The organism is Streptomyces sp. NPDC020362 (assembly GCF_040642095.1).
Classification (GTDB): Bacteria; Actinomycetota; Actinomycetes; order Streptomycetales; family Streptomycetaceae; genus Streptomyces.
Window position 1 is genome coordinate 14,342 of the sequence record NZ_JBFAET010000010.1, and the last position, 25,159, is coordinate 39,500.

At 73.1% G+C, this 25,159-nt stretch carries 19 protein-coding genes, 3 tRNA genes and 1 pseudogene; 5 read left to right on the top strand and 18 right to left on the bottom strand.

What is annotated here, in order from left to right; all coding sequences use genetic code 11:
* Window position 1: 1 nt before the first annotated feature.
* The 5 genes from AB0H32_RS06875 to AB0H32_RS06895 form a co-directional block, all read right to left on the bottom strand.
* Entirely contained in the window at window positions 2-1,666 is a 1,665-nt protein-coding gene (locus tag AB0H32_RS06875; RefSeq protein ID WP_361115400.1) for a HAMP domain-containing sensor histidine kinase, read from the bottom strand.
* Window positions 1,663-2,403 carry a response regulator transcription factor gene (locus AB0H32_RS06880; protein WP_361115403.1) on the bottom strand — a complete coding sequence of 247 codons (741 nt, stop codon included), beginning with the start codon at window positions 2,401-2,403 and terminating at the stop codon, window positions 1,663-1,665. Before AB0H32_RS06880 ends, AB0H32_RS06875 begins: the two co-directional genes overlap by 4 nt.
* 100 nt (window positions 2,404-2,503) lie before the next feature.
* On the bottom strand, window positions 2,504-2,866 hold the full coding sequence (locus tag AB0H32_RS06885) for an antibiotic biosynthesis monooxygenase (protein ID WP_361115406.1): 363 nt from the start codon (window positions 2,864-2,866) through the stop codon (window positions 2,504-2,506).
* 110 nt (window positions 2,867-2,976) lie between these two features.
* A complete protein-coding gene (locus AB0H32_RS06890; RefSeq protein ID WP_361115409.1) occupies window positions 2,977-3,849 on the bottom strand; it encodes a DUF2797 domain-containing protein in 873 nt (290 codons plus the stop codon).
* Between the two features lie 132 nt (window positions 3,850-3,981).
* Window positions 3,982-4,356 carry an HGxxPAAW family protein gene (locus AB0H32_RS06895; protein ID WP_361115412.1) on the bottom strand — a complete coding sequence of 125 codons (375 nt, stop codon included), beginning with the start codon at window positions 4,354-4,356 and terminating at the stop codon, window positions 3,982-3,984.
* Window positions 4,357-4,440: 84 nt separating this feature from the next.
* On the opposite strand from AB0H32_RS06895, the gene AB0H32_RS06900 reads away from it, so the two are divergent.
* Window positions 4,441-4,932, top strand: a complete 492-nt coding sequence (locus AB0H32_RS06900; protein WP_361115415.1) for a helix-turn-helix domain-containing protein — start codon at window positions 4,441-4,443, stop codon at window positions 4,930-4,932.
* A gap of 224 nt (window positions 4,933-5,156) precedes the next feature.
* Here AB0H32_RS06900 and AB0H32_RS06905 read toward each other — a convergent pair.
* A tRNA-Arg gene (locus AB0H32_RS06905) sits at window positions 5,157-5,229 on the bottom strand.
* 229 nt (window positions 5,230-5,458) lie between these two features.
* Window positions 5,459-5,549, bottom strand: a tRNA-Ser gene (locus AB0H32_RS06910).
* A gap of 183 nt (window positions 5,550-5,732) precedes the next feature.
* Here AB0H32_RS06910 and AB0H32_RS06915 point away from each other — a divergent pair.
* Window positions 5,733-6,212, top strand: a complete 480-nt coding sequence (locus AB0H32_RS06915; protein ID WP_361115418.1) for an SSI family serine proteinase inhibitor — start codon at window positions 5,733-5,735, stop codon at window positions 6,210-6,212.
* Window positions 6,213-6,630: 418 nt separating this feature from the next.
* Window positions 6,631-11,298 carry a PAS domain-containing protein gene (locus AB0H32_RS06920; RefSeq protein ID WP_361115421.1) on the top strand — a complete coding sequence of 1,556 codons (4,668 nt, stop codon included), beginning with the start codon at window positions 6,631-6,633 and terminating at the stop codon, window positions 11,296-11,298.
* A 79-nt stretch (window positions 11,299-11,377) separates the two neighbouring features.
* Here AB0H32_RS06920 and AB0H32_RS06925 read toward each other — a convergent pair whose 3' ends face one another.
* Window positions 11,378-11,959 carry a TetR family transcriptional regulator gene (locus AB0H32_RS06925; RefSeq protein WP_361115424.1) on the bottom strand — a complete coding sequence of 194 codons (582 nt, stop codon included), beginning with the start codon at window positions 11,957-11,959 and terminating at the stop codon, window positions 11,378-11,380.
* A 126-nt stretch (window positions 11,960-12,085) separates the two neighbouring features.
* Here AB0H32_RS06925 and AB0H32_RS06930 point away from each other — a divergent pair, with 126 nt between their 5' ends.
* Window positions 12,086-13,309 (top strand): MFS transporter, encoded by a 1,224-nt coding sequence (locus AB0H32_RS06930; protein ID WP_361115427.1) that lies wholly within the window; start codon window positions 12,086-12,088, stop codon window positions 13,307-13,309.
* A 70-nt stretch (window positions 13,310-13,379) separates the two neighbouring features.
* On the opposite strand, the gene AB0H32_RS06935 is transcribed toward AB0H32_RS06930, so the two are convergent.
* From AB0H32_RS06935 to AB0H32_RS06970, 8 genes and pseudogenes are all read right to left on the bottom strand, one after another.
* Window positions 13,380-15,035 (bottom strand): long-chain fatty acid--CoA ligase, encoded by a 1,656-nt coding sequence (locus AB0H32_RS06935; RefSeq protein WP_361115430.1) that lies wholly within the window; start codon window positions 15,033-15,035, stop codon window positions 13,380-13,382.
* A gap of 98 nt (window positions 15,036-15,133) precedes the next feature.
* Window positions 15,134-15,727: a SigE family RNA polymerase sigma factor gene (locus tag AB0H32_RS06940; RefSeq protein WP_361115433.1), complete on the bottom strand. Its 594-nt coding sequence runs from the start codon at window positions 15,725-15,727 to the stop codon at window positions 15,134-15,136.
* 159 nt (window positions 15,728-15,886) lie between these two features.
* Complete coding sequence (locus AB0H32_RS06945; protein WP_361115436.1) at window positions 15,887-17,053, bottom strand: lipid-transfer protein; 1,167 nt, start codon at window positions 17,051-17,053, stop codon at window positions 15,887-15,889.
* A gap of 293 nt (window positions 17,054-17,346) precedes the next feature.
* Window positions 17,347-17,751 (bottom strand): annotated as a pseudogene (locus tag AB0H32_RS06950) (MaoC family dehydratase); the annotation flags it as partial.
* Window positions 17,741-18,772, bottom strand: a complete 1,032-nt coding sequence (locus AB0H32_RS06955) for an acyl-CoA dehydrogenase family protein (RefSeq protein ID WP_361115439.1) — start codon at window positions 18,770-18,772, stop codon at window positions 17,741-17,743. The pseudogene AB0H32_RS06950 and the gene AB0H32_RS06955, both read right to left, overlap by 11 nt.
* A 1-nt stretch (window position 18,773) precedes the next feature.
* Window positions 18,774-19,733 (bottom strand): OB-fold domain-containing protein, encoded by a 960-nt coding sequence (locus AB0H32_RS06960; RefSeq protein WP_361115442.1) that lies wholly within the window; start codon window positions 19,731-19,733, stop codon window positions 18,774-18,776.
* Window positions 19,730-20,881, bottom strand: a complete 1,152-nt coding sequence (locus tag AB0H32_RS06965; protein ID WP_361115445.1) for an acyl-CoA dehydrogenase family protein — start codon at window positions 20,879-20,881, stop codon at window positions 19,730-19,732. The genes AB0H32_RS06960 and AB0H32_RS06965 overlap by 4 nt, the downstream gene beginning before the upstream one ends.
* 280 nt (window positions 20,882-21,161) lie before the next feature.
* Complete coding sequence (locus AB0H32_RS06970; protein ID WP_361115448.1) at window positions 21,162-21,482, bottom strand: hypothetical protein; 321 nt, start codon at window positions 21,480-21,482, stop codon at window positions 21,162-21,164.
* A 367-nt stretch (window positions 21,483-21,849) separates the two neighbouring features.
* Between AB0H32_RS06970 and AB0H32_RS06975 the strand changes: the two genes are divergently transcribed.
* The gene (locus tag AB0H32_RS06975) at window positions 21,850-22,716 is read left to right on the top strand and encodes a bifunctional DNA primase/polymerase (protein ID WP_361115451.1); all 867 of its coding nucleotides are present in this window, start codon (window positions 21,850-21,852) and stop codon (window positions 22,714-22,716) included.
* A 136-nt stretch (window positions 22,717-22,852) separates the two neighbouring features.
* Here AB0H32_RS06975 and AB0H32_RS06980 read toward each other — a convergent pair whose 3' ends face one another.
* Both AB0H32_RS06980 and AB0H32_RS06985 read right to left on the bottom strand, forming a co-directional pair.
* A complete protein-coding gene (locus AB0H32_RS06980; RefSeq protein ID WP_361115454.1) occupies window positions 22,853-24,370 on the bottom strand; it encodes a serine/threonine-protein kinase in 1,518 nt (505 codons plus the stop codon).
* 395 nt (window positions 24,371-24,765) lie between these two features.
* Window positions 24,766-24,852: transfer RNA gene (locus AB0H32_RS06985), tRNA-Ser, on the bottom strand.
* Between the last annotated feature and the right edge of the window lie 307 nt (window positions 24,853-25,159).

Consider the following 25,159-nt stretch of genomic DNA (forward strand, 5'->3'; position numbering starts at 1 on the left):
GTCAGGCGCCCTGTTGCACCGATGTGGTGGCGCTGTGCTGTGCCTGTGAGTGCACCTGCCAGGCGCTTTCGGGCGCGGGGTGCGGCAGGGCCGGGGCGAGCGCGGGCAGATGCACGGTGAACACCGTGCGGCCCGGAACGCTGTCCACGGTCACGGCACCGCCGTGCGCGGCCGCGACGGCCTGCACGATGGCAAGGCCCAGGCCGGTGGAACCGGTGGCCCGGGAGCGCGCGGAGTCCCCGCGCGCGAACCGCTCGAAGACATGCGGCAGCAGGTCCGGCGGGATCCCCTGCCCGTTGTCCTCGACGTCGATGCACATCCAGGGCCCGCGCCGCTGCACGCGCGCGGTGACGGTCGTCCCCGGCGGGGTGTGGTTGCGGGCGTTGCCCAGCAGGTTGACGAGCACCTGCTGCAGGCGTGCCGCGTCCGCGGACACCGGTGCGGGCTCGTCGGGCAGGTCGAGCCGCCAGTTGTGGTCCATGCCGGCCGCACGGGCGTCGCTGATGGTGTCCACGACGAGCGGGATGAGGTCGGTCTGCTCGAACTGCAGCGGGCGCCCGGCGTCGAGCCGGGCGAGCAGCAGCAGGTCCTCCACCAGGAAGGTCATCCGGCCGGCCTCGGACTCGATCCGCCCGAGGGCGTGCCGGGTGTCGGGCCCGACCTGTTCCCGCCCGCGCCGGGTCAGCTCGGCGTATCCGCGGATGGAAGCGAGCGGGGTCCGCAGTTCGTGGCTGGCGTCGGCGACGAACTGCCGCACCCGCGTCTCGCTCTGCTGGCGGGCGTGCAGGGCGCCGTGCACATGGTCGAGCATGCGGTTGAGGGCGGCGCCCACCTGGCCGACCTCGGTGTGCGGGTCGCACTCGGACTCCGGGACGCGCTCGCTGAGGTTCACCTCGCCGGTGTGCAGGGTGAGTTCGGAGACCCGGGTGGCGGTGGCGGCGACCTTGCGCAGCGGGCGGGTGGCGACACCGACGAGGACGTACCCGGCGATACCGGCGGCGACGAGCCCGGCGGCGGTGACGCTGATCTCGACGAGGATCAGCGTGTTGATGTTGTCGTCGGTCTCCTTGGTCGGGATGGCGACGTAGTAGGTGCCGTTGGGCCCGCTGACGTACTGCGCGCGGTAACTGCCCAGGCCGGGGATGTCCACGGTGTGCTTGCCGTTGTCACGGGGGACGGTGTCCAGAGCCGCGAGCTGCGCCTTGGTCAGCGGCTTGGCGCTCATCGAGAAGTCGTCGTCGGACTTGTGGCCGACCTTGCCGTCGGTCGTGTCGCCGTTCTCCACCTCGGCCACGAGCGTGTGCTGCGAAGGCTGCGGCGCGCGGCTGACGAACTGAGTGAGATCGACCGGATGGCCGCTCTGCTGTCCGCTCGGCCGACCGCCGGGCCCGATGGCGTCCTTGCCCTGGCCGGGCGGACCGAACTGCCCGGACGCCCGGGCCCCGACCTCGCGCAGCTGGCCGTCCAGCTGCGCGTACAGATGCGTGCGCAGCGCCAGCGTCGTCACCGTCCCGATCACCGCGCACACCACGGCGATCAGCACCACGGACGCGACGACGAGCCGGGTCCGCAGGGTGCGCGGCTGTCCCTTCCCCACTCTCGGCTTCACTCGATCGGGGGGACCCCCATGCCGCTTCTGCGGACGCGGCCGTCGTCGCCCTGTCATGAGGCGGCGGGCTTGATCAGATAGCCGGCGCCACGCCGGGTGTGGATCATGGGCTCCCGGCCGGCGTCGATCTTCCGCCGCAGGTAGGAGATGTACAGCTCGACCACGTTGGCCTGGCCGCCGAAGTCGTACGACCACACGCGGTCCAGGATCTGCGCCTTGCTGAGCACACGCCGTGGATTGCGCATGAGGAAGCGCAGCAGTTCGAACTCGGTGGCGGTGAGGTGGACGGACTCCCCGGCCCGCGAGACCTCGTGGCTGTCCTCGTCCAGGGTCAGGTCCCCGACGACGAGCACGGAGTCGGACCGGCGGTCGGCGGCCCCGGACCGGCGGATGAGCCCGCGCAGCCGCGCCACGACCTCTTCCAGGCTGAAGGGCTTGGTGACGTAGTCGTCGCCGCCCGCGGTGAGTCCGGCGATACGGTCCTCGACGGCGTCCTTGGCGGTCAGGAAGAGGACGGGCACGTCCGGCAGTTCGCGGCGCAGCCGGCCGAGGACGGTCAGCCCGTCCATGTCGGGCAGCATCATGTCCAGGACGACGGCGTCGGGCCGGAACTCGCGGGCGGTCTGCAGGGCGCCCTGCCCGTCCCCCGCACTCCTGATCTGCCAGCCCTCGTAACGAAGAGCCATGCTCAGCAGTTCGGTGATCGACAACTCGTCGTCCACCACAAGCACTCGGACGGGGCTCCCGTCCGGCCTCAGCAGTTCGGTGCGCCCCTGGGGCGAGGTCGTGGTCATGGTGGACACCTTGTCGGGGCCCTCTGAGAGCGCCCTTTCACATGTCTGTGATTTCCCTGAGAAACACACAGGCGCTTCTCAGGGAACGCCTGGGAGGTGCTCACGTACGCGTGAACCCGTGGCTGTGCTCGACCCGGGCGATGTGGATCACGTACTGCTCGTACCACCGTTCCCGCCCGCGCTCTTTGGCGGCGAGGTGCTCGGGGTGCCGGCGCCACTCCTCGATCCCGGCGAGATCCCGGAAGTAGGCGACGGAGACGGCCAGTCCGCCGGGGGTGTGGGCGAAGTCCTCTCCGAGGAAGCCGGGGACGTCCCGCACCAGCTCGGAGAGGCGGCGGGCGGAGTCGGCGTATCCGTCTGGGTCGCGGCCGGTGCGGGTGGAGGTGAACACGACGGCGTAGTAAGGGGGTTCGTGGGCGGAGGCGGGGGCGGGGCCGACAGGGGCAACGGGCTGATCGCTCATGTCGGCCACGATGACCGAAGGCGCCCGCGCGGGTCCATGGGCCTTGCCCAAAGGGATCCGTACGGGATCCAAGTCTTGACCTTCGCTCTTCGGGCCGTGGCGCGTGCGCGTCAGAACAGCCCGTCCTGCTCCCGTCTGAACCCCCGCACCGGGACGGTGAACGCGTCGGCCGCCTCGGGCAGCGGGGCGAGCCCCCACCCGGTCATCAGCCGGGTGTCGAGGACGACGACCCCGCGCCCGGCGACGGCCAGATGCAGATCGGGTCCCGCGGCCGCGACCAGCTCACCGCCGACGGCCCCGCCCGGTACCAGCTCGACGACGTCACCGACGGCCGCCGGCACACCGGAGAGCCCGAAGCGGCCCGCATGATCGACCGGTCGGCACGGCTCCCGGGTCAATGACTCGGGCCATGCGTCGAGCGCGACGGCCCGCGCGTGCAACTCCCGTACCTCGGCGGACCGCTCGGTCTGCGTCCCCGGCAGCGCCGCCCGCACGGCCCTCTTGTCGGCGTACGCGATCCGGTCCGGGACCCCGAGGGCGGCCCGCAGCAGTTCCTCGGTCCGGCGTGCGGCCATCAGCGGACCCGTGCCCAGCCAGGTGAAACAGACGGCGCCCTGCTCCAGCAGCCGCGCCGGCCCCCGCTCGACGGCGGTGATCCCGACCTTGACCATGCCGGGGCCGAACCAGGCCAGATAGACGCGGTAGGGCCGCGGATCGTCGGCGAGGGTGTCGGCGGCCACGGAGTGCGCCCGGTCCAGCCGCGCGCACTCCTCGCACCGGGCCCCCGTGCTCCGCCCCGGCACCGTGGCCCGCACCGGGCAGGCATGCCCCCGCGCCCCGGCACACCGTCGCACCGAGCCGTCCGCCACGGCGAACGCGACCCGCTTCCCCCACGGCAGCGCGCTGCGCCGCCCGCCGTCCCACACCAGCGCGGGGCCGTCCGGCGTCCAGCGCAGCCCCGAGCATGTCCACACGTGTGCCATCACCCATGAGCCTAGGAGGCGGGTCCGACAACGAAGTACGGACGGCCCGTCCGACAACGAGGTACGCACGGCCCGCAGGCACGGCCGGGGGACGCGATCCGCCCTCGGTCCGGCCCGCGGCCGGCGGTACGTTCACTCGATGGACGACACGGCCACCGATTCGGCGCCCGTCTCCCCCGGGACCGCGGGCCGCCGCGCCGCGGTCACCGCAGGCCGCCCCCGCCCGGCCAGCCGGCAGCCGACGCACCCGGCGTGTCCCTGCCGAACCTGAGTGTCCCGGACGCGCATCCCCCACTGCTCCCGCGGCCGCACCCCCGGCGGCTTGCCCCAGCCGGACAGATGAAGGGCCCAGGTGACCAGGACGCTCACGCCCACGATCGCCAGCCCGCCCACGAGGGCCGGCACGGAGACCGTGCACACGCCCAGACCCACCACAGCGCTTCCGACGGTCGCGATACCGACGCCGGTCCAACCGGCGACCGTGTGACCCTCGTCGTACAGACTCATGGAGCCGCCTCCAGGGACAAGATTCCCTCACGGACTAAGCAATTTACTCAACCGAATATCTCACGAGCTAAGGGATTTGAACAGATGGACGGCACGCCCCGACCGCCCGCCACCCCGGCACAGGCGCTGTCGGCGATGGACCACCTCATCGCCGCCCACGTGATCGGACAGCAGGAACTGGCCCGGCGGCTGGGACTGAACGTCACCGACCTCACCTGTTTCGCCTTCGTCCTGGAGGCCGGGGAGAACCTGCTCACGGCCGGCGACCTCGCGGCCCGCGCGCACGTCACCACGGGCGCGGTGACCGGCATCCTCAACCGCCTCGAACGCGCCGGCTACGTCACCCGCCGGCCCGACCCCGCCGACCGCCGCCGGGTCCGCGTGGCCGCCGTGCCGGCCGCCGTGACCCGTGTCGAGGCGGTGTACGCGGGCCACTACAAACGCCTCACGGCCCTGTTCGCCGACTACGGCCCCGGGGAACTGGCCGTCATCACCGACTGGTTCACCCGCGCCACCGCCCTGGCCCACGAGTACCTGGAGAAGCTGAACAGGAACGACCCGGAAGAGGAGTGCTGACCCCGAACGCCAAAGGCCCCGGACCGCTCCAGGGCCTTTGTCCGATCCGGATCCTCCGGGCCGTTCCGCACCACGCGTGAGCCGCTTCGGGCCGACCGGTCACGCGTGGTGCCGCGTCACTCTGCGCAGCACAGCTCGCTCCCGGCCGCCGGGAAAGCAGGCTCTCTCCGAGCCGCCCCGAAAACGCCAGAGGCCCCGGATTTCTCCGGGGCCTCTGATCTCTGTGCACTCGGCAGGATTCGAACCTGCAACCTTCTGATCCGTAGTCAGATGCTCTATCCGTTAAGCTACGAGTGCTTGTTCTTTTGTTCTTGTCTTTCCGCTCCCGGCCCTTCCGGCCCGCTCGCGGCGACAGGAAGAACATTACATGACTGCCGCCGTCATGTGAAATCCGATTCGCATACCCCTTGCGACCTGCGGAAACGCTGATGAGGCCGGGGATGGAGCGCGGAGGCAGCGGCGAGGCGCGCGGGTCGGAACAACGCCGAAGCCCCGGTCCTGAGGACCGGGGCTTCGGTATCAAGTGCGGAGGCGGAGGGATTTGAACCCTCGATGGGATTTGCGTCCCAAACCGCATTAGCAGTGCGGCGCCATAGACCGGACTAGGCGACGCCTCCAGCACAACCACTCACGCGAGCGCGCGATTGGTGCGTGCAGATGATGACACAGTCGAGCGCGGTGTCACCAATCGCCCCCCACGGTACTAGGCGCAAGGCCCGCAGAGCAAAGGGCTTCGCCCGGCGAGGCGGCGGACGGCAGGCCGGGCGCAACGTCCGGGTGCCGTGGGCGTTGGGCAGGGCATGGTCTCTGTCCTGTCGGCCGTCGCGCGCGGCGCCCTGAAGCCGTCCCTCGCCGCCGTCTCGGTCTCGTCCCTGATCGCCCTCGCCGCCGTACCCGCCGCGGCCGCGCCCGCCGGCCCCCCGCCCGTCCGGCCCGAGGACCGGGCCGGTGATCACCTCACCGTCGTCGTGCGGAACGCCGGCGCCGGGCTGGACGGGACGTACGACGTGTCCTGTCACCCCGCGGCCGGGGATCACCCGGACGTGGCGGGCGCCTGCCGGGTCCTCGACGAGCACACGCGGTGGGGGCGGGACACCTTCGCCCCGGTGGCCCCGGGCAGCACCTGCACCATGCTCTACGGCGGTCCGGCCACCGCCCATGTCACCGGCGTCTGGGCGGGGCGGCCGGTCGACGCCTCGTACGACCGCAGCAACGGGTGCGAGATCGGGCGGTGGGACCGGATGGTGCCCTACCTGCCGAGGATCGGCTCGCCCGTGTAGACCCGGCGCGGGCCCGGCGGCGCGGGCCCGACGGCGCAGGCCCGGCGCGGGCCCCGACGGCGCGGGCCCGGCAAGAACCCGGCAAAGGCCCGGCAAGAGCACGGCATGGGCGGCACCCGGGCACCGGCGATTTTCGGCCGTACACGGTGCGCGGTCCAAGGCGCCTCCGGCGGGGTCACCGATGTCGTACAGGTCCCGCAAAGGTCCGGCGAAGGTCTCGCGGAGCTGGGACGGGGCCGACCGCGGAAGGGGCGGATACGGTCACATGTTCGTCGTCACTTCCCCGTGCGACCTCCCTCTCATCCGGCGTCGCGAGCGCAACCCGTGCCCTTAGACTCCCTCGCGTGACACGCTGCGGGCCGCTTGGCAAGATGGCCCGAGCGGTCGGCAAGGTGCGGTAACAGGGAGGAAGCGTCTCGTGAGCAGCAGGCCATCCCGAGGCGCTGCTCGCCTCGCAGCCATACTCGACGCGCTGCCCGACGCGTTGGTCCTGGTCAACGCCAACGGAACCGTCGTCAACGCGAACACCATCGCCCTGGAGGCCTTCGAGGCGCCGGGGACCGCGCTCGTCGGGCGCGGCCTGCTCGACCTGCTGCCGCAGTTCGACTCCAGGCTCATCCCCGGCTCCATGCGGCGCCCCGATCACATGGACCCGGGCGGCCGGACCAAGCCGACGCGGATGATCGCGCGGCGGACGGACGGGACCGAGTTCCCGGTCGAGGTCACGAGCGCGAACCTGGAGAACGGTCAGCAGGCGTACGACGGTTACGGCTACACCGGGGACGAGCTGCTGATGCTCGTCGTCCGCGACCTGTCCGGGACCGTGGACACCGAGGCCGAGCTGGCCCGTTCGCAGCGGCAGACCGAGATGATCCTGCGGGCGGCCTCGGAGGGTGTCGTGGGGACCGACACCGACGGGCGGATCGTGCTCGTCAATCCGGCCGCCGCCCAGATACTGGGGTACCGGGCCGGTGAGCTGGGCGGCAAGGAGCTGCACACCCTCGTGCTGCACTCCCGCGCCGACGGCTCCCCCTTCCCGTACGAGGAGTCGCCGCTCGCCGACACCCTGCGCTCCGGGCGCAAGCACCGGGTGCGCGGGCAGGTGATGTGGTCCAAGGGCAAGGAGAAGGTCGCGGTCGATCTGACCACCGCGCCCGTGCGCGACGGCGACCAGCTCGTCGGCGCCGTCATGACCTTCACCGACCGGCGGCCCTACGACGCCCTCGCCGAGGAGAAGGCCGCGCTGGAGAAGGCGCAGGCCGAGGAGGTGGAGCGGCTCACCGAGGAGCACGCCTCCGACCTGACCGCGCTGCGCCAGCAGCACGTCACCGAACTCGACGAACTGCGCGAGCGGCACCAGGAGGAGCTGGCGTCCGGCGAGGAGCGGTACGCCGCGCTCGGCGAGCGGGAGAAGGACCGGTACGAGGCCCTCGCCGGGCGCCACGAGCAGCTGCTCACGCTGCTCGGCCGGTCCCTGCGCGGGCCTCTGGACGAGCTGCGGCGCGACCTGTCCGCCCTGGCCGCGGACGACGCCGGGCAGCTGTGGCCCGAGGCCAACCAGGTGCTGCACCACCTCTCGGCCGGGTACTCGCGCATCACCACCCTCATCGACAACGTCCTCGGCTATCAGCGCCTGGACACCGGCACCGAGGACATCACCCGTACGAAGGTGATGCTCGACGCCGTCGTGGCCGCCGGTGTGGACGGGGCCGTCGAACTGATCGGGCCGGGGCGCGTGCAGTTCGCCGTGCACGCGCCGCCCATCGAGGCCGAGGTCGACCCGCAGCGGCTCGCGACCGCGCTCGCCCATCTTGTGGCGGACGTGGCGGGCGTGGACGCCACCGGCAACGCTCCCGTCTCCGCGGGCGGTTATCTGGACAACACCGTCGTGGTCGCGGCCGCGCAGCGCGGTGAGGTCGCACGGATCGAGGTGCGCGGGCCGTACGCCGGGGGAGACCCGGTGCACGAGCCGATCGTGCGCGGGATCGTGCGGGCGCACGGCGGTGTGCTCCAGACCCACGAGGTGCCGGGCATGAGCGGCAGCGCGTACGTGCTCGAAGTACCGCTCGGCGGCGGAGCCGGCGCGGTCGCCGACCTGGTGCCGGACGCCGAGGACTCCTCCGCCGAAGGCACCGAGGGCGCCGGCCTCGCCGAACAGGGTTCCGGCGGTGGACGGCGGCGGGCCCGGCGGGCCTCCACGGACGCCTTCCTGGAGAGCGACGTTCCCGGTGAGTCCGGGGAGCCCGGTGGCGGCGAGGCGGAGGCGTCCGCGCCGACCGGCCGGCGCCGCAGGCGTGCGACGGCGAGTGGCGAGGCGGCGGATCCGGTCCCGGGCGAGGGCGCGGAGACCGCGCCGACCGGCAACACCGGGACCGGGCGGCGGCGCGGACGCCCCGCCGAGAGTGACGCCGGTGGCGCCGGTGACGGTGAGGACGTGGCCGAGGGCGCCGTGGTGACGGCGGCGGAGCATGCCGCGGGAACGGCCGCCGCGGGCAACGGGCTCGGCGCCGCCGTACCGCCGCAGGGCGTGCCCGCACCCGCCACGGGACGCCGGGCCCGGCGCGCCGACGAGCCGCAGGCCGCCCTGCCGCCCGCACTGCCCGCGGCCGGCACCGAGTCGGCACAGCCCGATACGGCCGAGGGCGCCCAGCCGACCGGACGGCGCCGGCGTGCGCTGGCCGCCGCGGCCGAGCGTGCCGCGGCGCAGGAGCCGGGGGCCCGTACGGTCTTCGCCCTGCCGCCGGCCGCGGCCGACCGCTCGCCCGACTCCGCGGACCCGGCGACGGGCGCGGGCACCAGCACGGCCATGGGTGCGGGCGCAGGTACGGCTCCGGCGGACACGGCTCCGGTGGCTCCCGGCGGTGCCGCTCCGGGGGCGCAGGTCCCTGGTCAGCTACAGGTGCCCGGGCCCGGTCGGGCTCCGGCGCCCGGTCGGATGCCCGTGCCCGCCGAGGGAGTTCCCGGCGACGACGGCCGGCATGACGCCGTACCGCTCGACCAGTCCGAGGACCACACCCCGCCCCAGCCGCACCCCACCACCGCACCGACCGGTCGCCGTCGGCGGACCGTGGCCCAGTCGGCGGGTACGGATCCGGTACCGGCTTCTCCCGGACATCCCGGGCAGCCCGCGCCGACCGGTCAGCCCGGCCAGGTTCCGCCGGCCGTGCCGGCCGCCGCAGGCCAGGCCGCTTCGGGTCAGCCGACCCCGGGCGCCGGCGTTGCGGCGCAGGGTACGGCCGGACAGGGCGTCCCCGTCCCGACCGCCGGGGCACCGGTACCGGCACCCGGAGCCGTGCAGCCTCAGGAGCCGGGGCAGGTGGCCGTACCGGCGGGGCCGGCAGGCCTGCCCGGCGTGGCCGCTCAGGCGGATGCCGCCGCCCAGACCGGCGTGCCCGCCCAGACCGGCGTCACGGCTCAGCCCGGTGTCGCCGCTCAGGCCGGCCCCGGTCAGCAGGCGGTCCTGCCCGACGCATCCGTGCCCAACGCCTCCGTGCCCGCGCAGGGCACCGCAGGTCAGGGTGTGCTCGTGCCGCCGGGGCAGCCGGTTCCGGCACAGGCCGCGCCCGGCCGGCCCGTTCCCGCCCAGGTGACCCCCGGCTCGCCGGTGCCCACCGCGGCGGGGCAGAACACGCCCGCGGCCGGGACCCCGACAGCGGACCGGCCCGCCCAGCCGCTTCCCGCGGAGGCGGCCGCCGGCCAGGCGCCTGCGGCGCAGACCGCCTCGACCCCGGCCGCCGGAACCCCCGCGGCAGCGATCCCGCAGCAGTGGCCCGGTGCCGACGACACCTCCGGCGCCGGCGTCCCCGCCCCGCAGGCACCCGCCGCGGCGCAGCAGCCCGGTACCGCCACTCCGGCACCCGGCACCCCGCTCCCTCCGGAGCACAGCAATGGCCGGCCGTCGCGGGCGGCCCAGCCCCTGCCCTCCGAGGCCTCGGGGGCCGCGACCGACCCGAACTCCACTCAGGGGCGGGCCATCAGCGTGCGGACGCTGGGGCAGGGCGTGCCGTTCTCGCGGCAGGCCGCGCAGGTGCAGCAGCCGACCGCGACCCCGCCTCCGCACACGCCGGGCGGTTCCGGCCGCCGGCGCAAGCTGGGCACACCGCCCGACCCGGCCGCGCGCCCGGAGACGCAACAGGAGCAGGCGGCCCGTCCGCATCCGCCGGCCGGACAGCCGACCGCGCAGCCCTCGCTCGCGGGACAGTCCCGGCTCGCCCCGGCCACCGAGGGCGCCGGACGCTCGTACGCCATAGGGGCTCCGGACGCGAACGCGGCCGAGGGACCCGAACCGCTGGACGGTCCCGGCGGGGCCGTCGAGATCGCGGACACCCCGCGGCCGCAGCCGCTGGACGACGAGCTGCCCCCGGAGCCGCTGGACAACCCGCGCCGGCTGCTGGTGTGGCCGGCGCCGGACGTGACGACCCAGCAGGCGCTCAGCGACTGCGGCTACCGGCCGGTCGTCGTGCACTCCCGCGAGGAGGTCGACGCGCAGATCGCGGCCTTCCCCGCCGCGCTGTTCGTGGACCCGCTGACCGGGCCGATCACCCGTACCGCGCTCCAGTCGCTGCGCCAGGCAGCGGTCGCGGCCGAGGTGCCGGTGCTGGTCACGGCGGGGCTCGGACAGGCGACGCGCGAGGCGGCGTACGGCGCCGATCCCGCCGTGCTGCTGAAGGCGCTGGCGCCGCGCGACAGCGAGCAGCATCCGCCGCGGGTGCTGCTGATCGAGGAGCACGCGGAGATCGCGCTGGCGCTGACCGCGACGCTGGAGCGGCGCGGGATGCAGGTGGCGCGGGCCGCGAGCGACGACGACGCGGTGACGCTGGCGGGGCAGTTCCATCCGAACCTCGTGGTGATGGACCTGATGCAGGTGCACCGGCGGCAGGCCGGGTTCACCGGGATCATCGACTGGCTGCGCGCACACGGGCAGCTCAACCGCACCCCGCTCGTCGTCTACACGGCCGCGGTCGATCAGGCCGACCTGCCGCGGCTGGCCTCGGGCGAGACGGTGCTGTTCCTCGCGGAGCGGTCCACCAGCGGCGAGGTGCAGTCCCGGATCGTCGACCTGCTGGCGCGCATCGGCACCAACTAGGTCCGGCACCAACTAGGTCCAGCACCGATCACGTCCGGCACCGACCGGGTTCACCGACCGGTGGGCGGCTCGGCGGCGGTCAGCAGGCGAACAGCCTGCGGGCCGCCTCCTTGATCGAGGCGCGCAGGCGCTCTCGGTCGGTGTCTCCGGTGCCCGCGAGGATGCGCCGCATCTGCGGGACCACCGCCGTCCAGTTGGTCAGGGCGGTCAGCAGGATGAGCAGATCGCCGGCCGGAATGGCGTCCGTGACGACGCCCCGGTCCTGGCCGTCCCTGAGCGCGGCGACCTTGCGGCGGTAGTGGTCCTGCCGGGCGGGCTCGTCGGGGAGCTCGGTCGTGCCGTACTCGATGCCCTCCCAGAACAGGAGGCGCAGCAGTTCGGGGTGGGCGGAGTGGTAGTCGAGCAGCTGGTCCACCCAGTCGTCGATGTCGTCCGGGTCGACGGGGACGGCCGCGGCCAGGTCGACCATGCACCGGCCCAGGACCTGCGAGAACAGCTCCGCCTTGTTGCCGTAGTAGGCGTAGATCAGCTGCTTGTTGGCCTTGGCCTCGCTCGCGATGCGGTCGATGCGGGCGCCCGCGATGCCGTGCCGGGCGAATTCGGCGACCGCCGCCTCGAAGATGCGGGCCTTGGTGGCCTCGGGATCCCTGACTGCTGCCATGCGGCCAGAGTACCGCCCTTGTAACCAACTATTTGGTTGACAGGGAATCCGCCGCGGGTGCACTCTGTCCAAGCATCCAACCAACCAGTTAGTTGTTAGAGTCGCCCCCAAGGAGTGCCTCCGCTCATGCCGTCAGCGACCACCACCCGCCAGGCACCAGAGGTCGGGGATCTCGCCCAGGACCGGGCCGGCGCCTCCGGCCCGCTCTTCCTTCTGCTCATAGCCGTCTGCACCGCCGTCACGGCCGCCAACATCTACCTCGCGGCCCCGCTGCTCCCCCTGATCGCCCACGACTTCGGCACCGCCCCCTCGGCCGTGACCTGGATCGCCTCGGTCGCCCAGTTCGGCTACGCGGCCGGGCTGCTCTTCTTCGCCCCGCTCGGCGACCGCGTCGACCGGCGCCCGCTGGTCGCCCTGCTCTCCGTGGCCACGACGGCCGCCCTGGCGCTCGGCGCGGCCGCGCCGGGCACCGCCGCCCTCGCCGCCGCCGTCTTCGTGGCCGCCGCGGCGACCGTGATCCCGCAGCTGCTCGTCCCGCTCGTCGCCGAGCGCGCGCCCGCCCACCGCCGTGCCCGCCATGTCGCGGCCGTCATCGCCGGCCTGTTCACCGGCATCGTCGCGGCCCGGGTCGTCGGCTCACTGGCCGGACAGGCCTTCGGCTGGCGATGGGTGTTCGCCGGGTCCGGCGTGCTGACCCTCGCGCTGGGCCTGGCCACCGCCCGCGCCCTGCCGAGGGAGCAACGCCGCCGTACCGGGCCGCTGTTCGCCGGCCTGACCGCGCTGCCCGGACTCGTCCGCAGCTCGCCGGACCTGTGGCGGGCGTGCGTCCGGCAGGGCGGGATGTTCGGCGCCTGGAGCGCACTGTGGACCTCGCTGGCCCTGCTGCTGACCGGCCCGGCGTACGGTCTGTCCACCGCGACCGCCGGTCTGTTCGGGCTCTTCGGTCTCACGGCCAGCGCGGTGGCCCCGCTCGCCGGCGGCCTGGTCGACCGCTTCGGCGCCGCGAAGGTCGTACGGTCCGCGTATCTGCTCGCCGCCGTCTCCGTGCCGCTGTTCTGGCTCGGCGGGCAGACGCTGATCGCGCTGTTCGCGGCCGCCGTCGCCGTCCACGCCGCCCTGGTCGCCTCCCACGTCGCCAACCAGACGCTGGCCCTGACGACCACCTCCGCCCCGGCCACCGCCAACACCGCCTATGTCGTGGCCGGCTTCACCGGAGGCGCCCTCGCCTCGACCCTGGCGAGCCTGGCCTTCGGGCACTGGGGCTGGAGCGGGGTCACCGCGGTGGCGGGGCTGTGGCTGGTGCTGGGGTGGGTGACCACGGCGGTACGGCGCCAGGACACCTGTTGGTAGTCACGACGCAGGCCCTGGGCCCCGTGTCCCAGGGCCTGCGTGCTCCGCCGCGGCACCCACCCCCGAGCGGTCAGAGGCTGGTGACGTCCAGCTCCCCTTCCGCGTACTGCCGGCGCAGCACCTTCTTGTCGAACTTGCCCACGCTCGTCTTCGGCACCGACTCGACGACGGTCCAGCGCTCGGGCAGCTGCCACCGGGCGATCTTGCCCTCCTCGGCGAGGAAGGTGCGCAGGGTCTCGAAGTCGGTGCTCGCGCCCTCCTTGAGGACGACCGTGGCCAGCGGGCGCTCGCCCCACTTGTCGTCGGGTACGGCGACCACGGCGGCCTCGGCGACATCCGGGTGGGACATCAACGCGTTCTCCAGCTCGACCGAGGAGATCCACTCGCCGCCGGACTTGATGACGTCCTTGGCGCGGTCGGTGAGGGTGAGGAAGCCGTCGGCCGAGATGATGCCGACGTCGCCGGTCTTCAGCCAGCCGTCCTCGCTGAACTTGTCGGCGGGGCGCAGCGGTTCGGCGTCGGGGCCGTTGTAGTAGGCGCCCGCGATCCAGTTGCCGCGCACCTCCAGTTCGCCCGCGGACTCGCCGTCCCAGGGCAGGCGCTCGCCGCCGGGGCCGGTGAGGCGGGCCTCGACGCCGGCCGGGAAGCGGCCCTGGGTGAGGCGATAGGCGAACTCCTCCGCGGTGCCGACCGCGTGGGCCGGCGGGCGGGCCACCGTGCCGAGCGGGGAGGTCTCCGTCATGCCCCAGGCGTGACAGACCCGCATGCCGAGCTTGTCGAAGGCCGCCATGAGGGAGGGCGGGCAGGCCGCGCCGCCGATGGTGACCTGGGAGAGGGAGGAGACGTCCCGGGGGCGGGCGGTCAGCTCGGCGAGCAGGCCCTGCCAGATGGTAGGGACGGCGGCCGCGTGCGTCGGCTTCTCCCGCTCGATCATCTCGGCGAGCGGGGCGGGCTGCAGGAAGCGGTCGGGCATCAGCAGGTTGACGCCGGTCATGAAGGTGGCGTGCGGCAGACCCCAGGCGTTGACGTGGAACTGGGGCACCACGACCAGCGAGGTGTCCTGGTCGGTGAGGCCCATCGACTCGGTCATGTTCACCTGCATGGAGTGCAGGTAGATCGAACGGTGGCTGTACACCACGCCCTTGGGGTCGCCGGTCGTGCCCGAGGTGTAACACATCGCGGCGGCCTGGCGTTCGTCCAGCTCGGGCCAGTCGTAGGTGGTGGGCCGGCCCGCGATCAGCTCCTCGTACTCGTGCACCTGCGCGGTGGCGCCCGCGAGCGGGGAGCGGTCGCCGGGGCCGGAGACGACGATGTGCTCCACCGTCGGCAGCTTGGACAGCAGCGGGGCGAGCAGCGGGATCAGCGAGCCGTTGACGATGATCACCCGGTCGGCGGCGTGGTTGACGATCCACACCAGCTGCTCGGCTGGCAGCCGCAGGTTGAGCGTGTGCAGCACCGCGCCCATGGACGGGATCGCGAAGTACGCCTCGACGTGCTCGGCGTTGTTCCACATCAGCGTGGCGACCCGGTCGTCGCCGCGGACACCGAGTTCGTCCCGGAGGGCGTTCGCCAGCTGCACCGCGCGCACTCCGGCGTCGAAGAAACTGCGCCGCTGCGGCTCGCCCTCCCCGGTCCAGGTGGTGATCTGGGACCGGCCGTGGACCAGCACCCCGTGCACGAGGATACGGGTGACGGTCAGCGGTACGTCCTGCATGGTGCTCAGCACGGCGTCCTCCTGGGCGACATTGCCTACGGGGGTAGAGGTTGCGCCCGATTCTTCTCACATACCGCGCGGTATGTCACTAGGCGGAGGGAAACTGGGGCCTAGCGCACAAGCCCCAGCTCGGGGTCCTCGCGCAGCTTGCCCAGCGCACGCGAGACCGCCGACTTCACCGTGCCCACCGAGACCCCGAGCACCTCGGCCGTCTGGGCCTCGCTGAGATCCTCGTAATACCTGAGGACGACCATCGCGCGCTGCCGTGCGGGCAGCCTGGTGATCGCCCGCCACATGGCGTCGTGCAGCGCCTGCCGCTCGGCCGGGTCGTCGGCGCCGGACACGTGCTCCGGCTCGGGCAGCTCGTCGCAGGAGAACTCGTCCACTCTGCGCTTGCGCCACTGCGAGGTGCGGGTGTTCAGCAGCGCCCGGCGCACATAGCCGTCCAGCGCCCGGTGGTCCTCGATCCGCTCCCAGGCCACATAGGTCTTGGTGAGCGCGGTCTGCAGCAGGTCCTCGGCATCGCTGGGGTTCGCGGTCAGCGAGCGCGCGGTGCGCAGCAGGACCGGCTGACGGGCCCTCATGTACGACGAGAACGACGGGTACGTGGGGGTCCCCCCGCTCGAGCGCAGCCGAGAGTGGGGCAAGGTCTGTCCCGGTGGTGCGGCGGCGGCCGAGGCGCTGGTGCAGACGGGTGTGGTCATGGCTCCACGCTATGAGCGGACGAAGCTCCGGCGGATCGGTCCCAGGTCCCGAAGCAGGGTCCCCCTCAGGTTGTACGGGTGGGGTCCTCCACACCTCCTGAAGGTGGAGTATCCGGCCGCCGCTTGTACGGGTCCGACCCTGAGGATCGTCCCGAGGGCTCATCCGTCGGCCGTCAGGACCAGCCCGGACGTCGGCACCCCGGTGCCGGCCGTCACCAGGGTCCGGGTCGTGCCCGGTATCTGGTTCACCGCCGTGCCCCGCAGCTGGCGCACCGCTTCCGCCACGCCGTTCATGCCGTGCAGATACGCCTCCCCGAGCTGGCCCCCGTGGGTGTTCAGCGGGAGCCGCCCGGCGGCCACGAAGTCCGCCGCCTCCCCCCTGGCGCAGAACCCGAACTCCTCCAGCTGCATCAGCACGAACGGCGTGAAGTGGTCGTAGAGGATGCCCACGTCGATGTCGGCCGGGCCCAGCCCGGACGTCCGCCACAGCTGGCGGGCGACCACGCCCATCTCCGGCAGACCGGAGAGGTCGTCCCGGTAGAAGCTGGTCATCTGCTCCTGCCCGCGGCCCGCGCCCTGGGCGGCCGCCGCGATCACGGCGGGCGGCCGCGGCAGGTCCCGGGCCCGCTCCAGGGACGTCACCACGAGGGCCTGCCCGCCGTCGGTCTCCTGACAGCAGTCCAGCAGCCGGAGCGGCTCGACGATCCAGCGGGAGGCCGCGTGGTCGGCGAGGGTGATGGGGCGACCGTGGAAGTAGGCCGCCGGGTTCGTCGCCGCGTACGTGCGGTCGACCACGGCCACGTGCCCGAACGCCTCGGGCGTCAGCCCGTAGGTGTGCAGATACCGCTGGGCCGCCATGGCCACCCAGGAGGCCGGGGTGAGCAGCCCGAACGGCAGCACCCAGCCGAGCGCCACACCCTCCGCCGAGGGCTCCCGGTGCTGCACGCCCGCGCCGAATCTGCGGCCCGACCGTTCGTTGAAGGCCCGGTAGCAGACCACCACCTCGGCCACGCCCGTCGCCACCGCGAGCGCCGCCTGCTGCACGGTCGCGCAGGCCGCCCCGCCGCCGTAGTGGACGCGGGAGAAGAAGGACAGCTCGCCCATCCCGCAGGCCTGGGCCACGGTGATCTCCGGGCTGGTGTCCATCGTGAACGTCACCAGGCCGTCCACGTCCGCCGGTGTGAGCCCGGCGTCCGCCAGCGCGGCCCCCACCGCCTCCACCGCCAGCCGCAGCTCACTGCGCCCGGAGTCCTTGGAGAACTCGGTGGCCCCGATGCCGACGATCGCCGCCCGGCCGCCGAGACGGTCCCGTGCATGCACGCTCATGACGCGGCCTTCCGGTCCTGGGACGGGGCGGATACGGGCCTCCGGCCCGGAGCCGGGTCGTCTGCGGGCGTCCGTGCCGAGGCCGGGTCACCTGCGGGCGTCCGTGCCAAGGCCGGATCGCCTGCGGGCATCCGTACCGAGGCCGGATCGGACGCGGGCATCCGTGCCGAGGCCGGATCGGACGCGGAAGTCCGTGCCGAGGCCAGGTCACCTGCGGGCATCCGTACCGGAGCCGGGTCACCTGCGGGCGTCCGTGCCGAGGCCAGGTCGGACGCGGAAGTCCGTGCCGGAGCCGGGACGGTGACGGTCACCGTGCCGGTCACATGCCGGCCCAGGGCGTTGGCCCCGACCACGCGCACCGTCGCCGTGTCGCCGTCGACCTCCTCGATCCGGCCCGTCAGCACCATCGTGTCCCCGGGATGGTTGGGCGCCCCCAGTCGGATGGCGACCTTGCGCAGGATCGCCGTCGGGCCGAAGTGGTCCGTGATGTACCTGCCGACGAGCCCGTTGGTCGTCAGGATGTTCATGAAGATGTCGGGGGAGCCCTTCTGCCGGGCCAGCTCCGCGTCGTGGTGCACGTCCTGGTAGTCGCGGGAGGCGATCGCCCCGGCCACGATCAGCGTGCGGGTGACCGGGATCTCCAGCGGCGGCAGCTCGGTGCCCGCCTGCGGCCTCCCGGCGCGCTCCTCACTCCCCATGCGCGATCAACTCCCCCAGCTCCTGCAGTACTTCCGCACCGCATCCCAGGTAGGCGTCCAGCTGCCGCCCCCACAGGAAGTGCCGGTGCACCGGATGGTCGAGGTCGGCTCCCGCCCCGCCGTGCAGATGCTGGCCGGTGTGGACGACCCGCTGCCCCGCCTCCGAGGCCCACCAGGCGGCGGTCAGCGCATGCGTGGCGTACGGCAGCCCCGCGTCCCGTCGCCAGGCGGCCTCGTACGCCGTCACCCGTATCGCCTCGGTGTCCATGTGGGCGTCGGCGGCCCGGAGCTGGACGGCCTGCCGGGTGGCGAGCGGCCGCCCGAACTGCTCCCTGGTGTTCGTGTGTGCCACCGCCCGCGCCAGCGACCCGGCGCACACCCCGGCCTGGAGCCCGGCGAAGGCGGTGCGCGCGGTGGCGAGGACGTCGGCGCAGGCGTCGGCGCCCGGGCCGCCGAGGGGTTCCGCCGACGCCCGCTCCAGGGTGAGGCGGGCCGCCGACCAGGGGGCGGTCAGCTCCACCGGGGCGATCCCGGTGCCCTCGCCGAGCGGGGCGAGCCACAGCCGGCGGCCGACGTCGGCGACCAGGACGTGGGTGGCGTCCCGGAGCCAGGGGACGACGGGCACGGATCCGGTCAGCTCACCGTGCGCGAGAGCCCGTACGCCTCCCTGGGCCGCAAGCGCGCCGCAGACCACCACCGAGCCGTCCTCGATGCCCGGCAGCAGCCGCTCCCGCTGCTCGGCGGTGCCGTGGGCGGTGACCGCCAGGTGGCCGTACACGCAGGTCGCCGCATAGGGCACCTGGGCCGTCGTACGCCCCTGTTCCTCCAGGAGCAGCACCAGGCCGAGCAGGCCCAGCTCCGCCACCGCGCCGACCAGGCCGGCCGTGCACAGGGCCTTGAACAGCTCGGGGTCGCTGCCGGTGCCGGCGGACTTCAGCCGCTCGTGGGTGGAGAGGTCGCCGAAGATCCGTGCGGCCAGGTCGCGAGCCTCGGCCTGGGCCTCGGTGGGTGTGAAGTCCATGTCAGCCCTCCCCCTCGACGACCCGGAAGACCGGCAGGACCAGTGCGCCCTGCTCGTCCTCGTGGCTGCGGAACTCCACCCGGACCGGCAGGCCGATGCGCACCTTGTCGTACGGCACCCCGACCACGTTGCTCACCATGCGCACGCCCTCGGCGAGTTCGATCAGGCCGACCGCGTAAGGTCCCGCCGCGTCAGCGGCACGATCGGATTCCGTGAAGGCCGGGAAGGGCGGGTGGTGCATCACCACGTACGAGTGGACCGTGCCCTCGCCGCTCGCCTCGACGGCGTCCCAGTCCAGGCAGCCGCAGGCGTTGCAGCCGGGCAGCCAGGGGTGGCGCAGGGTGCCGCAGCCCGTGCAGCGCTGGACCAGGAGCCGGTGTCCGGCCACGCCCTCCCAGAAGCCGGCGTTGTCCCGGTTGACCACCGGACGCGGGCGCGCGGGACGCCGGTCCGGGGGTTTTCGGCGCGCCGGGGCGTACTTGAGGATGCGGAAGCGGTGGGTGCCCGCCAGCTCACCGTCCACCCGTACGTCCGTGCGGGTCGTGACGAAGTACCCCGTGCCCAGCCTGGTCGTCTTGCGGCCGGAGACCGACTCGATCACCGCGTCGAAGGTGACCTCGTCGCCCGGGCGCAGGGGCCGCAGATACTCCTGCTCGCAGTCGGTGGCCACCACCGACGTGCAGCCCGACTCGTCCAGCAGGCCGAGGAGTTCGTCGAAGGCGCCGCTGCGGCCCTCGTGGCCCGTCAGGCCGCCCATCGTCCACGCCTGGAGCATGGTGGGCGGGGCGATCGCGTCGGGTCCGCGGTAGGCCGGACCGGTGTCGCCCATCGCCTCGCACCAGTGCCGGATCATCGGCAGGTTCACCGGGTCCTTGCCCGCTGCCGCGACGGCGGCGGGCAACCCCTCGTACTCCCTGAGCCGCGCGCCCAGCGCGTCGGGCCCGACGCCCTCCTCGCTCACCTGCGCCCCCTCGTCATCCCGAGCCGCATCGTCGCGACGATCTCCCGCTGCACCTCGCTCACCCCGCCCCCGAACGTGTTGATCTGTGCGGCCCGGTTCAGCCGCTCCAGCTCGCCGTCCCCGAAGACCCCCGGGGAGCCGGAGCGGACCAGTCCCGCCTCCCCGGCGATCTCCTGACACATGCGATACGTCGCGACAGCCGCTTCCGTTCCCGCGAACTTCACCCCGCTCGCCTCGCCGGGGGTCAGCCGGCCCGCCCCCACGTCTGCCACCAGACGCCAGCTGAGCAGGCGGTTCGCCGCCAGCCGGGCATGCGCCTCGGCCGCCCGGAGACGCACCCACGACTCGTCAATCCTTCGCCTTCCATTCACCGGATCGGGGGTACGGGCAGCGGCGAGCGCCGCTGCGAGGAAGTCCTCGGCCTGCATCCCGGTCGCGGCGAGGGCGACCCGTTCGTGGTTGAGCTGGCTGGTGATCAGCGACCAGCCGTCGTTCTCGGCGCCGACCAGGTTCCGCGCGGGGACGCGGACGCCGTCGTAGTACGTGGCCGTCGTGGTCTGCCCGCCCACGGTCTCGATCGGCGTCCAGGAGAACCCGGGGGCGTCGGTGGGGACGAGGAGGAGCGAGATGCCCCGGTGCCGGGGCGCCCCGGGGTCGGTGCGGCAGGCGAGCCAGATCCAGTCGGCGTGCTGGGCGCCCGAGGTGAAGATCTTCTGCCCGTCGATCCGCCAGTCCTCGCCCTCCCGTACGGCCCGGGTCCGCAACGCGGCGAGGTCGGTGCCGGCCGAGGGTTCGGTGTAGCCGATCGCGAAGACCAGGTCACCGCTCAGGATCCGGGGCAGGAAGTGGGCCTTCTGGCGCTCGCTGCCGTACTTCATCAGCGTGGGGCCGACGGTGTTGAGCGTGACCATGGAGACGGGGGCGCCGGCCCGGTACGCCTCGTCGAAGAAGACGAACTGCTCGTCCGCGCCCCTGCCCCGGCCGCCGTACTCGACCGGCCAGCCGAGGCCCAGCCAGCCGTCGGCGCCGATGCGGCGCAGCAGGGCGCGGGCGTCGGCAGGTTCGCCGTCTACGGGCATCAAGGTCCTGAAGTAGGCACGCAGTTCGGCGCGCAGGCGCTGGTGGCGCCCGGTGGGGGCGAGGTGCACGGCGGACCCTCCCGGCCTCGCTTACCTGACAGGACGATTTCTGACTGTCCGTCAGATACGTGTGCCTGTCAAGGTCGCGGGCTCCGTGCCCGCACGCCGGAGAACGCGCGAGCACGCCGGGGAACGCGCGCACCCTGGGGAACGCACGAGCGCGCCGGGGAACGCGCACACGCCGGGGAACGCACCTGCGCGGCGGCACCGAAGTACCGCCGCGCAGACGCTTCATGACCCCGAAGCACACCCCACGAGGACCCTCACCACAAGGGGCCTCGGCCCGGCCTCACCCCCACAGGGGGGTGAAGTGGACGGCGAGGTTCCCGTTCCCCTGCTGGATACCCGTGAAGGCGGAACCGTTGACCTGTGCGGTGTTGCTCTGGTTCGAGGCGTGGGAGCCGACCGCGTTCTGCTGGGTGGTGGACGAGTTTCCGTTGTTGTTGTGGCCGACACCGCTGCCGATGATGCCTGCCACACCGGTGTTGGCGCTCGATCCGTTGTCCGCGATGGCGCCGTTGTCCGCGGCAGCGACACCGGCGAAGAGGGCGGCTGCGAGCGGGAGTGCGGAGACGGCGGCGAGAACGCGGGCGGTACGGATACTTGCCATGGTGTTCCTCCAGAACCGAGCACTGTGCGGCCCTAGGGCCGGCACTGCGTGAAGTACGGCTGCATCCAAGGCAGTTGGCCGACCGCCTCGGCGTTGTGGACGACGTCGCGAATCCAGAGTTGCCCTCCGAATCCCCGGCCAACCACCTCGGAAGCCGCGATTCGCACGCAAGCGTGATGACAAGTCGATAAACCCCTATCGCCATCTTTAGGCACTTCACGTCACATCACATGACAGAGGGCTCCTTCACTGCCCAAGCATCACAAGAGGTGAATCGTTTCGGCGCTTTTCCGGCCATCCTTTCCACCCCGGCGCGCCGCCACCGATCCCCCTTCCTTTTTTCGAACGCGTGTACGAGCATGGATGCATGGCCACCACCGACCGGCAGGCCACGACGCTGGCCCTCGCACACGCCCTGTCAGCCGCCGAACGCGGACTGGCCGTCCTCCCCCTGTCCCGGACGAAGCTCCCGGCCCTGCGCTCCCCGCACCGCGACGACCCCGGCCCCGTGCCCTGCCACGGCGAGTGCGGCCGCTTCGGCCACGGCGTGTACGACGCCTCCGCCGACCCGGTCCGCATCCGCGAACTGTTCGCCGCGGCGCCCTGGGCCACCGGCTACGGCATCGCCTGCGGACTGCCCCCGTACCACCTCATCGGCGTCGACCTGGACACCAAGTCCGGCACGGACTCCTCCGCCGCCCTCAGCGAACTGGCCCTGCGGCATCTGTTCACGATCCCCGAGACGGTCGTCGTCCTCACCCCGAGCGGCGGCCGCCATCTGTGGCTGACCGGCCCGCCGGACGTCGTCGTCCCCAACTCGGCCGGCCGGCTCGCCCCCGGCATCGACATCCGGGGTGCCGGCGGCTATCTCGTGGGCCCCGGCTCCCGCACCGAGCACGGCGTGTACGCCGCCGCGCCCGGCACCGCACACCTGGCGCCCGCCGCCTGCCCGCCCGCCCTGCTACGGCTGCTCCTGCCCCCGCCGCGCACCACGCACCCGGCGCCGCCGCCCGCCGGCGACCACGGCCGGGGCCTGGTGGCCTTCGTCCTCTCCGCCCACGACGGCCAGCGCAACACCCGCCTCTTCTGGGCGGCCTGCCGCGCCTACGAGAACGGCCTCGGCCCCGCCCTGCTCACCCCGCTGATCGAGGCGGCCCTGAACACCGGCCTGACCGAACGCGAGGCCCGGGCGACGATCGCGTCGGCGGCGCGGATGACGGGACACCGGCCGTGAGGCGCGGACAGCGGACACGCGCACGCTCACGCGGCCTCCCGAGAGGGCCCTCGAGGTGGGTTCGCGGTCACCGGGTGACGATCACGGCGAGGAGTGCCCTGCGCGCCTGGGGGAGCGACGGCGCCTTCCCCGTGGGTCAGCCGTCGTTGCTCAGGCGGACGCCGTTGGCGGCGGTGTCGAAGTCCTGCCGGTACGTGTGCCATTGCGCGTCCGGCGCGGACAGGTAGATCACGTACTGGGTGCCGTCGGCGCCGGCGAAAGCCAACTCCGCCGCCCGGTACTTCCGTTCCCTGCCGTCGAAGGTGAACTCCCAGTACCCGGCGGGCCGCCCACGGAAGGTCGTCGCGGCCATCCTCACCCGTTCGTAGCCGGGGTTGTCGCGACGGGTCTGGTCCTCCTCCGTCTCGCGCCAGTGCCGCAGCGGATCGGTACCCGCGAACCGGACGACGTTGACCCTCAGGCCCACCAGGCCCGACGAGTCGATGTAGGCGACCTCGCCACCGTGCAGCGTCTTCCTGCTCCAGCCGTCCCGCACCGGCACGGAGATGCCGGTGTCCGCCTGCGCGAGGTGGTAACCGGCGGGCAGCGGCGGCGGGGTGGGGCCGGTGCTCGGAGCGGGGACGGAGGCCTTGGCCCCGGCGGGACGGGCACTCGGCCCGTCCGCACTGTCCCTGAGCCACCACAGTGCGCCGCCTGCCACACAGGCGGCGAGTGCCACCGCCAGGACCGACCGCGTCACCGTACGGCGGCGGCTGCCGCTGCCCTTGCGTCCAGGAGGCGCGGGATCACCGGCACGCTCCGGCCGCGTGGGCGGATCGACAGGAGCGGTCCGTGTGACGGTCGCGTCGCCCAGACGACGTTCGACCTCGTGCACGTCCATCCGCTGCCCGGGGTCCTTGACGAGCAGACCCTCGATCACCGGGGCCAGCTCCCCGGCGCTGCACAGCGGCTCGTACGCGTCGGTCGCGATGGCGTACGCGGTCTCGATCGGGGTGTCACGGTGGAAGGGGTGCCGCCCCTCGACCGCCTGGTACAGCGTTGCCCCCAGGGCCCACAGGTCACTGGCGGGACCGGGACCGGTGGTCCCGCTCCTGAGGCGCTCGGGCGCCAGGTAGCGGATGGAACCGATCAACTCGCCGGACTTGGTCAGTGACGACGTCCCCGACTCCATGGCGATCCCGAAGTCGGTGAGGACGATCCGCCCGTCGCGGCCGAGGAGAACGTTGGCGGGTTTGACGTCCCGGTGCAGGACACCCGCGGCGTGGGCGGCGCGCAGGGCGGCTGCCATGGCACCGCCGATCCGGGCGGCTTCGGCGGGCGGCAGCGCACCCCGGCGCTTCAGGACATCGCTCAGGGTGTCCGACGGTATGTACTCCATGACGATGCACGGCAGTCCCTCGTCATCGACGACGTCGTGCACCACGATCACGTTCGGGTGGGAGATCCGGGCGGCGCTGCGGGCCTCACGGCGGGTCCGCTCGTGGAGCGTCCGGATCTCCTCGTCGTGCAGGTGCGGGGGTATGCGCAGCTTCTTCACGGCGACATGGCGGCCGAGCAGCTTGTCCTCGGCACGCCACACGGTGCCCATGCCACCGCTGCCCACCCGCTCCACCAGCAGATACCGGTTGGCGACGAGCCGCCCAAGATCGGACACCGCGAGACCGTCCCCCTTCTCCGACTTCTCTGCTTCCCATTCGCGAACAGTCGAGGTCGAGAAGGCACGATAACCCATCCGAATATCGAATATCTGGACACGACCGCCACTCGATCAGGAACTCCCGGCGCGCTGCGTGCAGACGGCGAAGGACACCCACGGCAGCCCGCGCCACCGCACTCCGGGGGTCCGCACCCGCCGCAGCATCCCGCCGGTCGCCTGCGGGCACCTGCGCCGCCGGCCCCAACGACCGTTGCCGACCGGCGGAAACGACCTCAGCCGTTCCCACCCGGAATCCGGCGGATCACCCGCCCCGCCCCCGAACAGCCCCCACGCAGAAGGGGTGCCCCTCCCCGAGAGACACCCCTTCTGACCTGCAAGGCTCATGGCCTGTGCGGAGGCGGTGGGATTTGAACCCACGGTGACATCGCTGCCACGACGGTTTTCAAGACCGTTCCCTTAGGCCGCTCGGGCACGCCTCCCCGCTCCCGCCGGAGACCGGCGGCGCGGGTACAGATTACCGGCCCGCCGCCGGGTCGTGGGGGCGTGCCCGTCATGGGACCCACCGGCGGTTGCCGCCCCGGCCCCTTGTGGAGATGCCGTGGCGGTTCAACCGCTGCGACCGCCGGAGCCGGTGGGCGTCGGGCGGGCGCGCGTTACCGTGCGGCTCAAGCATGGGCGTGTGGCTGCCCTGGACGCATGCGCCACACGAGGACTCACGGGGGAGACACCGATATGGCAGAAGCCGGACGGCATTTCGGCGGGCCGACGGACGCCGGGGGGACCGGC